8 protein-coding genes are annotated in these 14,446 nt (G+C 72.1%); 6 read left to right on the forward strand and 2 right to left on the reverse strand.

Features of this window, described 5'->3' with window-relative positions; translation table 11 throughout:
- From LZ198_RS38880 to LZ198_RS38905, 6 genes are all read left to right on the forward strand, one after another.
- The coding region (locus LZ198_RS38880; RefSeq protein WP_253977221.1) for a tetratricopeptide repeat protein at positions 1 to 2,359 on the forward strand (2,359 nt) is incomplete at its 5' end.
- Between the two features lie 24 nt (positions 2,360 to 2,383).
- Positions 2,384 to 3,328, forward strand: a complete 945-nt coding sequence (locus tag LZ198_RS38885; RefSeq protein WP_253977222.1) for an ExeA family protein — start codon at positions 2,384 to 2,386, stop codon at positions 3,326 to 3,328.
- Between the two features lie 5 nt (positions 3,329 to 3,333).
- Entirely contained in the window at positions 3,334 to 7,266 is a 3,933-nt protein-coding gene (locus LZ198_RS38890) for a translocation/assembly module TamB domain-containing protein (RefSeq protein WP_253977223.1), read from the forward strand.
- 41 nt (positions 7,267 to 7,307) lie between these two features.
- Positions 7,308 to 10,352, forward strand: a complete 3,045-nt coding sequence (locus LZ198_RS38895; protein ID WP_253977262.1) for a POTRA domain-containing protein — start codon at positions 7,308 to 7,310, stop codon at positions 10,350 to 10,352.
- A gap of 33 nt (positions 10,353 to 10,385) precedes the next feature.
- Positions 10,386 to 10,877: a hypothetical protein gene (locus LZ198_RS38900; protein WP_407667502.1), complete on the forward strand. Its 492-nt coding sequence runs from the start codon at positions 10,386 to 10,388 to the stop codon at positions 10,875 to 10,877.
- Between the two features lie 40 nt (positions 10,878 to 10,917).
- The gene (locus tag LZ198_RS38905) at positions 10,918 to 12,237 is read left to right on the forward strand and encodes a lysophospholipid acyltransferase family protein (RefSeq protein ID WP_253977224.1); all 1,320 of its coding nucleotides are present in this window, start codon (positions 10,918 to 10,920) and stop codon (positions 12,235 to 12,237) included.
- Here LZ198_RS38905 and LZ198_RS38910 read toward each other — a convergent pair.
- A complete protein-coding gene (locus LZ198_RS38910; RefSeq protein ID WP_253977225.1) occupies positions 12,227 to 13,501 on the reverse strand; it encodes a spinster family MFS transporter in 1,275 nt (424 codons plus the stop codon). The two genes, LZ198_RS38905 and LZ198_RS38910, sit on opposite strands and share 11 nt — an antisense overlap.
- Entirely contained in the window at positions 13,498 to 14,433 is a 936-nt protein-coding gene (locus LZ198_RS38915; protein ID WP_253977226.1) for a Ppx/GppA phosphatase family protein, read from the reverse strand. The genes LZ198_RS38910 and LZ198_RS38915 overlap by 4 nt, the downstream gene beginning before the upstream one ends.
- Positions 14,434 to 14,446: the final 13 nt, after the last annotated feature.

Raw genomic sequence — 14,446 nt, forward strand, 5'->3', positions numbered from 1 at the left:
CGCCGCGGCGCCCCAGCCGGTCGCGCGTCCCGCGCCGCAGCCGCAGCAGGCCGCCGCGCCCCAGCCGCAGGCCGCGCCGCAGCCTCAAGCCGCGCCCCAGCCGGCGGCTCCGGTGGCCGCGGCCGCCGCCCAGGCGGGCCTGGGCCGCGAGCAGCTCTCCAAGCTGCTCACCGAGACCGACGTCTACGTGAAGTACGGACTTCACGACAAGGCGCTGGAGCACCTGCGGAAGATCTTCTCCGTCGACCCGGAGAACCTCGACGCGCACGAGAAGGCGTATCAAATCTACGTCGCGTCCGGGAACACGGCGCAGGCGAGCGAGCAGCTCCTGAACGTGCTGCGCCTGTGCACGCGCAGCGCGGACTCGACGCGCGCGCAGCCCTACCTGGCGACCATCCTCCAGCAGAACCCCTCGCATCCGGAGGTGCCGGCGTTCCTGTCGGTGCTGCGCGTGGAGGGGCCGGTGGCCGCGGCGCCCACGGTGAGCGTGGTGGAGTCGGTGGGCGAGGACGCCATCCTCGTCGACTCGAGCGACGACGAGATCCTCGTCGCGCCGCCGCCCGAGGACGCGCTGCTGCACCCGCCGGGCGACGAGCTGGCCCTGGCCACGCTGCCCTCGAGCGACTCCGACGAGGTCATCGACGACGAGGGTGACGCCACCGTCGTCAGCGAGGAGGCGCTCGTCGGCGAGGCCATCACCACCGGCGAGAACACCGTCTACGACGCGCCCGAGCCGGAGGACCTGGCCGCGGCCTCGGCGGACGAGACGCTCGTGTCCGACGACGGGCTGATGCTCACGGACGAGCCCGGCATGCTGGCCTCGGACGACGAGCCGCTCGTGTCCTCCGGCGACTACGGCGACGAGCCGATGGCGGCGCTGGGCGACGACACGGATGACGTGGCCACGTCGACGTCGCTCGAGGCGTTGTCGCTCGGGGACGACGACGCGCCGCCGCCCACCATGGTGCGCGCGCCCACGCGGGCGCTGCTCCAGGAGGCCGCGCCCAACACGCGCAAGCAGCCCACCCTGCGCGAAGAGGCGCCGCTGGACGTGGATGAGATGCCCACGCGGGTGGGCATCGCGCCGCTGGATGCCGCCGCGCTCGCGGACCTCGAGGAGGAGTCGTCCGTCGAGTCCGCGGACCTGTCCTCGTTCGACGAGCCCGTCGCGCAGGAGTACCCCGGCTCCGAGATGCCGTCGCTCGGAGACTTCGAGGACGAAGAGGAGCCCACGGCCTCGCACGCCGTCGCGGTGGTGGAGGAGGTCGTCGCGGAGGCCGAGGCCGACTTCGCCGAGGCCGACTTCTCGGCGCCAGACGACGGCGTGTCCGACTTCACCGCGGTGGAGGAGCCGGAGGCCGAGCCGGAGACGCTGGACGAGCCGGAACCCGAGCCCGAGGCGGAGGCGGTGGAGTCCGCGGCCGAGGCCGGGGACGAGGAGGAGCCCGCGTCCGAGGAGTGCGACGAGGCGGCCTTCTTCCTCGACCAGGGGCTGCTCGAGGAGGCGCGGGAGATCCTCGAGACGGTGATGATCGCCTTCCCGGGCCACGCGCGCGCCGCCGAGCTGATGGAGCGGCTGGAGGCGCAGGAGGCCAGCGGCGGCGCGGAGGCGGAGGCCGAGGAGTCGCACGAGCCGTTGTCCGTGCCGTCCGTCCAGCCGGTGACCGGCGCGGAGGGCGAGCGCGACGCGTTCGACCTGGCGGCGGAGCTGGCCGGGGAGATCGACAACCTCGGCGACGACACCGCGGCGGCCGCGCCGGCGGAAGAGGACTTCCAGTATTCGGTGGAGGAGGTCTTCTCCGAGTTCAAGAAGGGCCTGGCCAAGGTGGTCAAGCCCGAGGACGTGGACACGCACTACGACCTGGGCATCGCCTACAAGGAGATGGGCCTCCTGGACGACGCGCTCCACGAGTTCGAGGTGGCGCGCCAGGGGTGCGAAGGCACCAAGCGCGAGCTCGACTGCCTCACCATGATGGGCATGCTGCACCTGCTGCGTGGCGACGCGCAGGCCGCGGTGCAGACCTTCCGCGACGGCCTCACGAGCACACACGCCGCGGGCGAGGCGGGCAAGGCGCTCGCCTTCGAGCTCGCGGTCGCCTGGGAGGCGGCGGGCGAGGCGGGCAAGGCGCTCTTCCACTACCAACGGGTGGCGTCGATGGACGCGAAGTACCGCGACGTGGGCGCCCAGGTGTCCCGGTTGGCCGCCATCGCGGAGCCCGAGGACGACCCGCTCCCCGCGCCGACCCCCGTGGCGGTGAATGGCTCCAAGTCTCCTGGTTCCGCGTCCGCCTCGGCGGTGACGAATCCTCCGGTGCCAGCGGCCGGCGCGCCCAAGGCGCGCAAGGTCGGTTACGTGTAGTTGCCCCCGAGGTCCGGCGAGCCCATGACGACCTACCTCGACTTCTTCGACCTCACCTCGGAGCCCTTCTCCAACGCTCCGGTGAGCCGGTTCTATTACAACTCGGCGCAGCACTCGCAGGCGCTCACGCGGCTGATGCACGCGGTGAGCTACATGAAGGGCCTGTCCATCCTCGTCGGCGACATCGGCGCGGGGAAGACGACGCTCGCCCGCCGCATGCTCGACTCGCTGCCGGAGTCCGAGTACGAGGCGGCGCTGCTGGTCATCATCCACTCCGGCATCACCGCCAACTGGCTCTTGCGGCGCATCGCCCTGCAACTGGGCGTGGAGAATCCGGCGCAGGAGAAGCTGGCGCTGCTGTCGCAGCTGTACCAGCGGCTGCTGCAGATCTACGAGTCCGGCAAGAAGGCCGTCGTCCTCATCGACGAGGCGCAGATGCTGGAGACGCGCGAACTCATGGAGGAGTTCCGCGGCCTGCTCAACCTCGAGGTGCCGGAGCGCAAGCTCATCTCCTTCGTGTTCTTCGGCCTGCCGGACATCGAGAAGAACCTGAAGCTGGACCCGCCGCTCGCCCAGCGCGTGGCCATGCGCTACAAGCTGGAGCCCTTCACCGCCGAGTCGACCGAGGCGTACATCAAGCACCGGTTGCGGCTGGCCGGCTGCCCGCGCATGCCCTTCTCGCCGGAGGCGCTGCTCGCGGTGCACCAGCACTCGTCCGGCTCTCCGCGCGTCATCAACACGCTCTGCGACAACGCCCTGTTCGAGGCCTTCCTCGCGCGCACGGAGACGGTGTCCGACGAGCTGGTGCATCGCATCGGAAAGAACCTCGGCCTGCAGGGCATCAACTCGTCCGTCACCCCGGCGGGCGAGGGAGCGTCCGCTCCCGCGACTTCGCTGCCGCGTGCGTCGAATAACAAGCTCGACCTCGCGGAGATCGACCGCTACCTGGAAGGGCTGGGTAAGCTCTAGGGGCTTTGGCCACACAGAGCCGCAAGGGTGCGCTCCGGGCGCTGCTGCTCGTCCTCCTCGTCTTGTCGGGGAGCGTGCTCGCGTTGCGCATGCCGGAGACCTGGGAAGTGGCCTGCACGGTGGCGCGCAGGCACCTGCCGGACGTGCTGGGGCTCGACGTCGGCATCGGCCGATGTGAGTTGGATCCACTCGGCTCCCGCGTGCTGGTGCACGGCTTCTCGCTCTTCCTGCCGGGCACGGACACGCCCGTGGTGGCGGCGGACCTGGCGGAGGTGCAGTTCGGCTTCCTGCGGCCCCTCACGGGACGCCTGTCGCTGGCGCGCGTGAGGGCCGAGCGCCCCCGCGTGACGGTGGACCTGTCGACGCCGTCGACGGAGCCGGCGAAGAAGTCCGAGGGTTGCTTCCTGGACCCGCTGGCGCGCGTGCGGGTGTCGGAGCTGGACATCTCCGGCGCGGAGGTGCGGCTGGCGTTGCCCGAGGGCCGGCGCGTGGAGGTGACGGACCTGGACGTGCGCTGGTCCGAGCGCTGGGGCGTCATCGAGCTGGACGCGGAGGCGCGGCACGGGCTCTTGCGGCTGGGGCCGGACGGGCGGGAGCTGGCGCTCCAGCAGTTCGTGTTCGCCGGCGGCGTGGACCCGGACGAGGCGGCGCTGGAGCTGGAGCGCGTGGAGGTGTCGCTCGACGACATCACCACCACCGTGTCCGGCCGCGTGGACTCGCTGTGCCAGCCACACCTGGCGCTGGACGCCCAGGTCTTCCTGCCCCTGCGCACGCTGTCCCAGGCGAAGCTCCTGCCGAAGTCGGCCACCGGGCACGTGTGGAGCCGCGTGTCCATCGCCGGCAAGCCGGAGGCGCCCGCGGTGTCGCTGGAGCTGTCCGGCAGCGGGCTCGGCTACGAGCGCTTCGGCCCGGCCAACGTCACCGCGCGCCTGTCCTACGCGGGGGACGAGGTGCGCGTGGAGGAGGTGGTGGTACCGGTGGGCCCGGGCTTCGTGCGCGCCTCCGGCAAGCTGGGGCTGGGGCCGCTGTTGCCGCTGGAGGTGACGCTCAAGGCGGAGGACGCGTCGCTGGGGCGCATCCTGGACAAGGCGGGCGTGAAGGGCTCCTGGGTGGACTTCCCCGCCACGCTCGACGCGCAGTTGTCCGGCAACCTGCTGCCGCGCTTCTCGCTGTCCGGGCCCCTGGACCTGCGCACCGGCCGCTTCATCCTCGCCACGCGCGCCTTCGACGCGCCCGCCTCCGACGGGCTGGCCATCCTGGAGTTCGACAAGGGGAAGGCGCAGGCGCAGGTGCGCATCCAGTCGGACCGGGTGTCCTTCAACCACATCGTCGCGGACGCGGGACGCTCGCGCGTGCAGGGGGACGTGGGGCTGCTCCTCAACGGCGGGCTGGGCCTGGACATCCACGGGCAGGGAGACCTGGACCTGGCGGACTTCGGGCACATCGCCGGGCTGAAGTGGGCGGGGCGCGGCAGCGCGACCTACGCCATCACCGGGCCCGCGTCGCAGGTGAAGGTGGAGTCGAGCCTGTCGTTCCGCGACTTCGTCTTCTGGAACCTCGCGCTCGGCGTGTTGCAGGGGAAGCTGGGCTACCACGACGGCGTCCTGTCCTTCCCGTCCTTCACCGGCCAGAAGGGGCGCACGCAGTACTACGGCAAGGCGGCGGTGGCCTTCGGGCGGCTGCTCAACCTGCGCCTCGAGGTCAACGTCCCGCAGGGGCGGACCGAGGACCTGGTGGACGTGGTGGCGGGGTTGAGCCCGTCGCTGGCGGTGATGCAGGGCACGCTGGGCGGCACGGCCTCCGGGCGCGTGGAGGTGGACAGCCCCGTGGAGCGGCTGGAGGGGTTGGTGGCCTTCGACGTGAAGGACACCACGTACTACGGCCGCCGCATGGGGGACGGCGCCGCGCGCCTGCGCTTCGTGGACGGCAAGGCCATGGTGCTCGAGCGCACGGAGCTGACGGGGCCGCTGGGCCGCTCGTGGGCGGAGGGGACGCTGCTGTTCTCGGGCGGGCTCGACTACCGCTTCGGCGGCGACGGGCTGTCGCTGGCGGAGACGGTGGGGCCGGAGCTCGCCGGGCGCATGGGCATCCAGGGCACCATGGTGATGGACGGCGTGGTGTCCGGGACGTCCGACCTGCCGGTGGTGGACGTCACCTTGAAGGCGCCTCGGGTCACCTTCGCGTCGCGCAACCTGGGCGCCATGGACCTCACCGGGCGGCTGGTGGGCAAGGACTTCGAGGTCTGGGGGCGGCCCTTCCAGGACGCCAGCGGCCGGGTGAAGTTGAAGGTGCAGGACGCGTGGCCGTACGAGGCGGCGCTGTCGTTGTCCCTGCCGGAAATCCAGCCGCTCCTGCCGCAGGACCCGCTGTGGGCCGGGGTCTCCGGGGCGATGTCCGGTTCGCTCACCGCGTCCGGGCCGCTGCTGGAGCCGCTGCTGGCGCGGGTGCGCGCCACCGTGGACCGGCTCGCGCTGTCACGGGGCGAGCTGCGCGGGGAGAACGCGGGCCCCATCGCCCTGACCTACGAGAAGGAGCGGCTGGACGTGCAGCCCTTCCGCTTCGTCGGCCCCTACGTGGACCTGAACCTCGGTGGGTGGATGACCACGCGCGGCGGCATCGGCGGGACGATGCGCGGCGGCGGGGACGTGCGGCTGATGGAGTCCCTGCTGCCGGCCATGGTGGAGCGCGCCACGGGGCGCTTCACCGTGGACGCGGAGGCCTCCGGCACGTGGGCCGCGCCCTCGCTGGTGGGGACGGCGGAGCTGCTCGACGCGCGGCTGGCGCTGCGCGACTTCCCGGTCAGCATCCGCGGCCTGTCCGGTCGGCTGGAGATGACCGGACAGCGCGTGCTGCTGGAGCACCTGCAGGGGCAGATCAACGACGGGCGCATGTCCGCGCGCGGGGACGTGCGGCTCGAGCGCTTCCTGCCGCAGCGACTGGGGCTCACCGTGCAGCTCGACGAGGTGCCCTACCGGCTCACCGAGGACCTGCCGGCGACCTTCTCCGGCCTGCTCCAGGTGGTGGGGCCGCCCCGGGGCTTCACCGTCACGGGCGGCCTGGACATCGTCCGCATGCGCTACTCGAAGGCCCTGGACGTGGAGTCGCTGCTCAAGTCGCTCCAGAAGCGCGCGCCGGTGCTCGCGTCGGCGTCGAGCGCGGCGCTGGGCGAGCAGCAGAAGCCCTGGGTCATCTGGGATGTGAACGTCCATTTCGGGGACGTGCGCGTGGACAACAACCTGGCCAAGGCGCGGATGCTCGGGGACGTGCGCCTCACCGGGACGGACGCGCGGCCCGGCCTGCTGGGGCGGGTGGAGCTGGCGGAGGGCAGCCAGGCGTTCTTCCGCAACAACCCCTTCACCATCAGCCAGGGGCAGATGGAGTTCCAGGACGCCTCCAGCCTGGAGCCCGTCTTCGAGGTCCAGGCCCAGACGCAGGTGCGCGAGTACACGGTGAAGCTGCACGCCTTCGGCAAGCCCACCGACCCGCAGATTCTGCTGTCCTCGGAGCCCGCCCTGGTGGAAGGCGACATCGTCTCCCTGTTGACGCTGGGGTTCACCTCGTCGGACCGGGAGACGGCGGCCTCCGCCGGCGCCGGGCTTGCGGCCGAGGCCTTCTTCAACGCGTCGGGCCTGGACCGGCAGGTCCAGCGTTTCCTCCCCAGCAATCCGGTGCTGAGGGACCTGTCTCTCCAGATTTCCACCACCTACAACGACGCCACCCGTCAGGCGGAGCCGACCGCACAACTGGAGTCGAAGTTCCTGAGCGAGCAGCTTAAGATCGGCATGACGCAACCGGTGAGTGGGCGCGGAACGCGGGCGCGCGCCGAGTACCGCTTCGACGACCGACTTTCCGCGCAGGCCCAGTGGGACAACGAGAACACCGAAGCCTCGTTTGGCAACCTCGGGCTCGAGCTGAAGCTGAGCTGGGAGGTCGAGTAGGCCGCGCCCTGGTGGCGCTGTCCCTGGTGGCGTGTGCCCTGATGGCCGGTGTCGCGCGCGCGCAGACCGGCGCGGGGCCGTCCGTGGTGGGCGTGGAGCTGCACCTGCCCAACGGCGTGGACGCGGCGGGGCTCAGCGACCTGGTGCTGGTGCGCAAGGGGCAGCACCTGTCCCCGGGGGCGGTGCGCCGCTCCGTGGAGCGGCTGTGGGCCACGGGGCGCTTCGCGGACGTGGTGGCGCGCCAGGTGGAGTCGGGGGCCGGCGTGCGGCTCGTCTTCCAGCTCACCCCCGTGTCGCGGCTGGCGCGCCTGCGCTTCGACGGCAACTCCGTGCTGACGGAAGGGGAGCTCCTGGAGGCCAGCGGCCTGCTCGAGGGCGGCCCGCTGGATTCGGAGGAGCTGGAGGGCGCGGTGTCGTCGGTGCTCCAGGCCTACCAGCGCAAGGGCTACGACTCCGTGAAGGTGACGGCGCGGCAGGAGCCGGTGACGAACGGCATCGCGGTGCTCCTCCTCGTGGAGGAGGGCGTGCCCACCCGCGTGCGCCAGTTGAGCTTCACCGGCAGCCCCGGCGAGCCGCTGTCGCGGTTGATGGAGGTGCTGGCCCTGCGGCCCGGCGAGGTCTTCGACCGCGCGCGGCTGGAGGAGGGCCTGGAGCGGCTGAGGACGCTGCTGCGCGAGGAGGGCCACTGGCGTGCCCAGGTGGGGACCCCCACGGTGCTGGTGGAGGGGAGCGTGGCGACGGTGGCGGTGCCGCTGGCGGCGGGGCCGCGCTACTCGCTGCGCTTCCATGGCAACCGCCGCTTCCCCACCTCGTTGCTGGAGCGGGTGCTGGCGTACGACGCCGCGGAGCCGCTCGACGAGGTGGTGGCGGGCCGGCTGGCGCGCCGCATCGAGTCCTTCTACCGCATCCGCGGCTTCCACGACGTCAGGGTGCGGCCACGGGAGGTGACGCGTCCGGACGGCGAGGTGGCGGTGCTCGCCTTCGACGTGGAGGAGGGCTCCCGGCTGCGCGTGTCCGAGGTGCGCTTCCATGGCAACACCGCGGTGGACAGCGCCACGCTGCGCGAGGTGCTGACGGAGCGCATCCGCGCGGGCGAATCGCTGCCGGAGTTGGACCTGCGCCTGGCGGACGACCCGCTGGAGGTGGAGGGGCGTCACGCGCGGTACGGTGTGTCCACGGAGCCGCCGCCGGACCCGTCCACGGTCTACGTGGAGGACGCCTGGATGGACGCCGTGGACGTGATGAACGAGTCCTACCGCGAGCGCGGCTTCCTCTCCGCGGTGGTGTCGTTCCGGGGCCTGACGGTGGACGCCCTGGCCCACACGGCCGTGGCGGACTTCGACGTGGAGGAGGGGCCGCGCGCGCGGGTGACGGAGGTCCGCTACGAGGGGCTCCCGAAGGGGATGTCCATGCCCTTCCTGCGCGTGGGCGCGCGCGTGCGCCAGGGGCTCCCGCTGAGCTTCGAGGCGGTGGAGGCGGCGCGCGTGGACCTGGAGCGCCTGCTGGGGCTGCGAGGCTACATCTTCGCGAAGGTCACCACGGAGTCCTCCGTGGGCGAGGACGGCCAGGCGGCGCGGGTGGTGTTCCGCGCGGACGCGGGGCCCCAGGTGAAGGTCGGGAAGATCCTCATCCAGGGGCTGACGCGCACGGACCCGGACCTGGTGATGGCCAACCTGGACCTGGCGGAGGGCAAGCCGCTGGTGATGGCGTCGCTGACGGACGGGCAGCGGCGGCTGGCGCGGCTGGGGGTGTTCCGGCAGGTGGACGTGGCGCTCGCGGACCCGACGCGCCGCGAGCCCTCGAAGGACATCGTCGTGTCGGTGCAGGAGCGCCCGCGCCTGGATGGCGAGGTGTCCGCGGGCTACTTCCTCGTCGACGGTCCCCGCATCGCCCTGGACACGGCCTACCGCAACCTGGACGGGCGGGGACTGAGCCTCCTGGCGCGCGGCAAGGTGAACTACGCGGGCTGGAGCGCGGATGCCCTGTCGAGGGACCGGCGCATCGCGTGCGAGCAGTCGGGTGGGTTGGCCTCCGCGGGGTGTGACGTGGAGCTCCAGGGGCTCAGCGGCCTGGGGGGACGCGGCAACCTGGCGCTCGCGCAGCCGCGCCTGCTCTTCCTGCTGCCCTTCGAGGTGGGCGCGCGCGTGGACCTGATCGGCGAGCGCGTCCACCGTCCGTCCTATGTGTCCACGCGGTTCGCCGCCGCCGCCGCGCTCGACTGGGCCGTGGCGTCCTGGTTCAACGTCTCCCTGTCGTACGAAGTGGAGAACAACCGGCTGCGCTCGCGCGCGGGCGTGCTGGAGTTGTTGAACCGCGCCGACCAGGAGCGGCTGCGCTACCCGTTCGGCGACTTCACGCTGCACTCGCTGCGGCCCTCCGTCACGCTGGACTTCCGAGACGACCCGGCCAACCCCCGCAGGGGCCTGGTGTTCGTCGGCAGCGCGGAGTTCACCCGGGGCATCCGCGTGAACCCCACGGACGTGGCGGGCAACCCCGTGTCGGCCTTCCCCATCAACGGCGTGAAGCTGTCGAGCAGCCTGAGCGGGTACGTGCCGCTCGGGCGCAGGTCGAGCCTCGCCCTGTCGGCGCGCGCGGGCACCATGGTGCCGATGGAGGATGGGGCGCAGACCATCGGCTCGAAGCTGTTCTACCTGGGCGGCTCCTCGAGCCTGCGCGGCTTCCGCGAGGACGGCGTGCTGCCCGAGGACGTGCGCGAGGCGCTGCACCAGCGCGTGCGCGACTGCCGGTCGCTCATCACCCCCTCGGGGTGCTCGGCGGAGTTGAAGGCGGTGCTGGCGGGCCAGGTGCCGGCGAGCCAGGGTGGAGAGCTCTTCACGTTGGGCAAGGCGGAGCTGCGGCTGCCGGCGCTGACGTCGGTGGACCTGGGGCTGTTCGTGGAGGCGGGCAACCTGTGGCTGGACCGGGCGAAGTTCGAGCCCTGGCGGCTGCGCTACGCGACGGGCGTGGGCCTGCGCTACGTGACCCCCGTGGGTCCGCTGGCCTTCGACGTGGGCTTCAACCTGGACCCGGACGAGGAAGTGAACGAGGCGCGGACGCAGTTCCACTTCAGCATCGGCACGTTCTGAGGAGGCGGCATGCGCGGGCGGGTGGTGCTGGTGATGGCGATGGCGGCGGTGGGGCTGACCGCGTGTCGACACCCGCAGGCGGTGGCCGACGCGCCGGAGCGTCCCAAGTGGATGCCGCCGGAGGGGGCCTGTCCGAAGGGCTCGCTGGTGCAGATGGAGCGGCTGGGCCTGAAGCCGGGCGACAAGGTGCCCGTCATCGTGGACGCCATCCAGGACCACCCGGGGCCGGCCCGCTACAACTACAGCTTCGTGATTGCCCTGCCGCGCGAGGACGGCGAGAAGATGCTGCCCGGCGCGCGCATCGGCGGGCGCCTCTACGTGACGAAGCACCGCGTCTTCGGGCGGTACGACCGCGTCTTCCTCCCGGAGAGCGGCGCCATGTCCGTGCCCTTCTGCGGCATCCTCCTGGATGCCCGGTGGGACCGGGACGGCGAGGGGCTGATTGCCTACCCCAGCCCGATGAAGGGCTTCTCCGTGGTGCAGGACAACACCGGCGTCATCCTGGTGGTGGACCGCTACCCGTAGCCGCCGGCGTCGGGGGCGTCCGTGAGGTACAGTCGCCGCCGTGTTCTACGCGTGCGTCCGTGCCGTGGTGGCGATGTGCCTGCGGTTCTTCTACCGGGTGAAGGTGAACGCGCCTGGCGCCTCGCCGGAGGGGCCGGTGCTCTTCGTGGGCAACCACCCCAATGGGCTCATCGACCCCGGGCTGGTCTTCATCCTCACCCGTCGCAAGGTGACGTTCCTCGCGAAGGCGCCCCTGTTCCGCATGCCCGTCATCGGCTGGCTGCTGAAGGGCCTGGACGCGCTGCCGGTGTACCGCAAGCAGGATGACCCGACGAAGATGGGGGGCAACGAGGGGACGCTCGAGGCCGCGCGGGGGGCGCTCCTCCAGGGGCGCGCCATCACCATCTTCCCGGAGGGCAAGAGCCACTCGGAGCCGGCGCTCGCGGAGCTGAAGACGGGCGCGGCGCGCATCGCGCTGGGCGCCGCGAAGCAGGGAGCCCCCGTGCGTGTCGTCCCCGTGGGCCTCACGTACGCGCAGAAGCACGTCTTCCGCAGCGAGGTCCTCATCGACGTGGGGGCGCCCATCGAGGTGAGCGCCTTCCTCCCGGCGGACCCCTCCGCCGACTCTGACGCCGTGCGCGCGCTCACCGAGCGGATCGCGGAGGGCTTGCGGGGCGTCACGTTGAACCTGGCGCAGTGGGAGGACCTGCCGCTGGTGCAACTCGCCGAGCAGCTCTATTCCTTCCGTCAGGGCGGCGCGCTCGACGCGGAGCGACTGCGCCTGTGGGCCCGGGGCGTCCAGCTGTTCCGGACCAACGAGCCCGACCGCTTCGCGGAGCTGCGGGCGCACCTGGCCGCCTTCCAGCGGCGCATGGCGCTGGTGCACGCCGGCGGGCCGGAGGACCTCGCGCTGGTGTACCGGCCGGGCAACGTGGTGCCGTTCGTGGTGAAGAACCTCCTGGCGCTCGTGCTGGGCTTGCCGCTGTTCGTGCTCGGCGTGGTGCTGTTCGGGTTGCCCTACCAGGTGCCCCGGCTCGCCGCCCGCAGGGCGGAGCTGGACGTGCAGGCCACGGTGAAGTTCCTCAGCGGCTTCGTGGTGGGGCTCGTCTGGTGGGCGGCGCTCACCGTCGCCGCGTCGGTGTGGGGCAATGGGGCCTGGGGCCTGGGGACGTTCGTCGCGGCGGTGCCCCTGGCCCTCTTCACGCTCTACTTCTCCGAGCGGTGGGAGGGGCTCAAGCGCGACATCGACGTCTTCTTCCTGCTGGGCAACCGCGCCCGCCTCAAGGCCCTGCTGCTGACCGAGGGCGAGCGGCTCGCGTCCGAGGTGGAGCGGCTGGCGGGGGAGTACCGGCCGCTGCTCGACGCCTCCGTCAGGAGCTGAGGCGAGCCCGGGGCACGGCCTCGCGGAACAGCTTCGCGCCCACGAGCAGGGCCACGCCGCCCAGGAGCACGGGGAGGGCGTTCACCGCGATGGCGGTGTGCAGCGTCGCCGCGTCCGCGATGTTGCCGATGAGCGCCGGCGAAATCGCGTCACCCAGCAGGTGGATGCACAGGACGTTGAGCCCCATGGCGAAGGCGCGGAACGCGGGCGGCACGCAGTTGACGATGGCGGCGTTGATGGGCCCGCTGTTGAGGAAGATGAGGAACTGGGCCATGCCGATGGCGGCGAACGTCGGGCCCACGTCCTTCAGGTTGACGGCCAGGTACATGCACGGCGCCGCCAGCAGCAGGCCGATGCCGGACATCCACAGCCCGCCGCCCTCGCGCTTCTTGTCCAGCTTGTCCCCCAGCCACCCGCCCGCCACCGTCCCCAGCAGGCCCGCGACGGCGGTGATGGCGCCGAAGAGGAACCCGGAGCTGTCCGCGGACATGCCGCGCTCGCGCACCAGGTACGTGGGCATCCAGAAGCCCAGCCCGCCGATGGAGAACGTCATCAGCGTGTAGCCGGCGGTCACGGCCCAGAAGGCCGGGTTGCGCGCCAGCCCCTTGAGGCCCACGAGGAAGGGCATCTTCACCTCCGCGTCCGGCCCGTCCATGGCGCCGCGCTGGGGCTCGGGCATGAAGAAGGCCAGGGCACCCAGCAGGAGCCCCGGCACGCCGCCGGCGAAGAAGGCCACGTGCCACGAATACTGCTGCGTCAGCCAGCCGCCCAGGCCGTAGCCCGCCGCCGCGCCCACGGGGATGGCGATGTAGAAGAACGCCAGCATGCGCGTGCGCTGCTCGCGCGGATACAGGTCGGAGATGATGCTCGGGGCCACCGCGCCATAGCCCGCCTCGCCGATGCCAATCACCGCCCGGGCGACGAGCAGCGCGGCGAAGGAGGTGGCCAGTCCGCTGGCGCCCGTGGCCAGGCTCCACAGCAGCACGCCGCCCGCCACCAGCAGCCTGCGGGGATACCGGTCCCCGAGGAAGCCGCCCAGCGGCGAGGCCAGCATGAACACCACGATGAACATGGTGCCCAGCAGGCCGGACTGCGTGTCGTTGATGCCGAACTCCTGCTGGATGCCCGGCAGCGCCACCGCGACGATGTACCGGTCGAGGTAGTTGACCAGGTTGATGAGCGTCAGCACGAGCAGGGCGAACCCCGCGTTCGCCGCGGGCGCCAGGGGCTTCACGGGCGTGGCCGTCATGGTGGACGTGCTCATGACCGGGCGGCCCCCGCGCCGAAGCGGTGCGCGAGCAGGCCCCATCTCAGCCCCCGGTCGCTCACCCGGCACGAGTCGAGCCCCAAGGCCTTCACCGCCTCCAGGAGGATGAGCGCCCCGGCGGGGATGACGTCCGCGCGCTTGGGCTGCATGCCGGGCAGGGCGCGGCGCTCCTCCAGGGGCCGGTGGCACAGCCGGTCCGCCAGCGAGGACAGCTCCGCCACGGACAGCGTCCCGCCGTGCACGCGCTCGGCGTCATACGGGTCGATGGCGTGCTGCACGGCGTACACCGTCGTCACCGTGCCCGCCACGCCCACCAGGACGGAGGCCGGCGGCGGAGGAGGGAGTGACTGGAAGGTCTCCCGCAGGTGCGCCTCGACGCGCGCGCGGTCCTCGGCGGACATCGGGTCGGAGCGCACGAAGCGCTCGGTGAGGCGCACCGCGCCCACGTCGAAGCTGTGGCGGAACTCCACGTGGCCGGAGGGGTTGCCGTAGATGAACTCCGTGGAGCCGCCGCCGATGTCGAGCACCAGCAGGGGGCCGGCGGCCTCGCTGGCGAAGTCCGCGTGCACCGCCGCGAAGGACAGCTCCGCCTCCAGCTTGCCGGAGATGATCTCCACCGTGACGCCGGCGCGCGTCCTCGCGGCCTCGAGGAACTCCGCGCCGTTGGTCGCGTCGCGCGCGGCGCTGGTGGCGGACACCGCGATGTCCTGCGCGCCCAGCTCCCGCGCCTCGCGGGCGAAGGCCTCCAGCACGGACAGGGTGGCCTCCATGCCCTCCGGCGACAGCCGCTTCGTCGCATCCACGCCCCGGCCCAGCCGGGTGATCTCCGCGCGCTCCCGGACGGGCTCGAAGCGGCCTTCGGGCGTGCGCTCCGCGACGAGCAGCAGCACGGAGTTGGTCCCAATGTCGATGGTGGCGAATCGCGGCATGCGCCGCAGCCTA

Source organism: Myxococcus dinghuensis (assembly GCF_024198235.1).
In the GTDB taxonomy this organism is placed as follows: Bacteria; Myxococcota; Myxococcia; order Myxococcales; family Myxococcaceae; genus Myxococcus; species Myxococcus dinghuensis.

Excerpts from the sequence above, each read along its gene's own strand:
- LZ198_RS38885 (WP_253977222.1), top strand. The coding sequence starts at position 2,384 with ATGACGACCTACCTCGACTTCTTCGACCTCACCTCGGAGCCCTTCTCC.
- LZ198_RS38895 (WP_253977262.1), top strand. The coding sequence starts at position 7,308 with ATGGCCGGTGTCGCGCGCGCGCAGACCGGCGCGGGGCCGTCCGTGGTG.
- LZ198_RS38900 (WP_407667502.1), top strand. The coding sequence starts at position 10,386 with ATGGCGATGGCGGCGGTGGGGCTGACCGCGTGTCGACACCCGCAGGCG.
- LZ198_RS38910 (WP_253977225.1), bottom strand. The coding sequence starts at position 13,501 with ATGAGCACGTCCACCATGACGGCCACGCCCGTGAAGCCCCTGGCGCCC.
- LZ198_RS38915 (WP_253977226.1), bottom strand. The coding sequence starts at position 14,433 with ATGCCGCGATTCGCCACCATCGACATTGGGACCAACTCCGTGCTGCTG.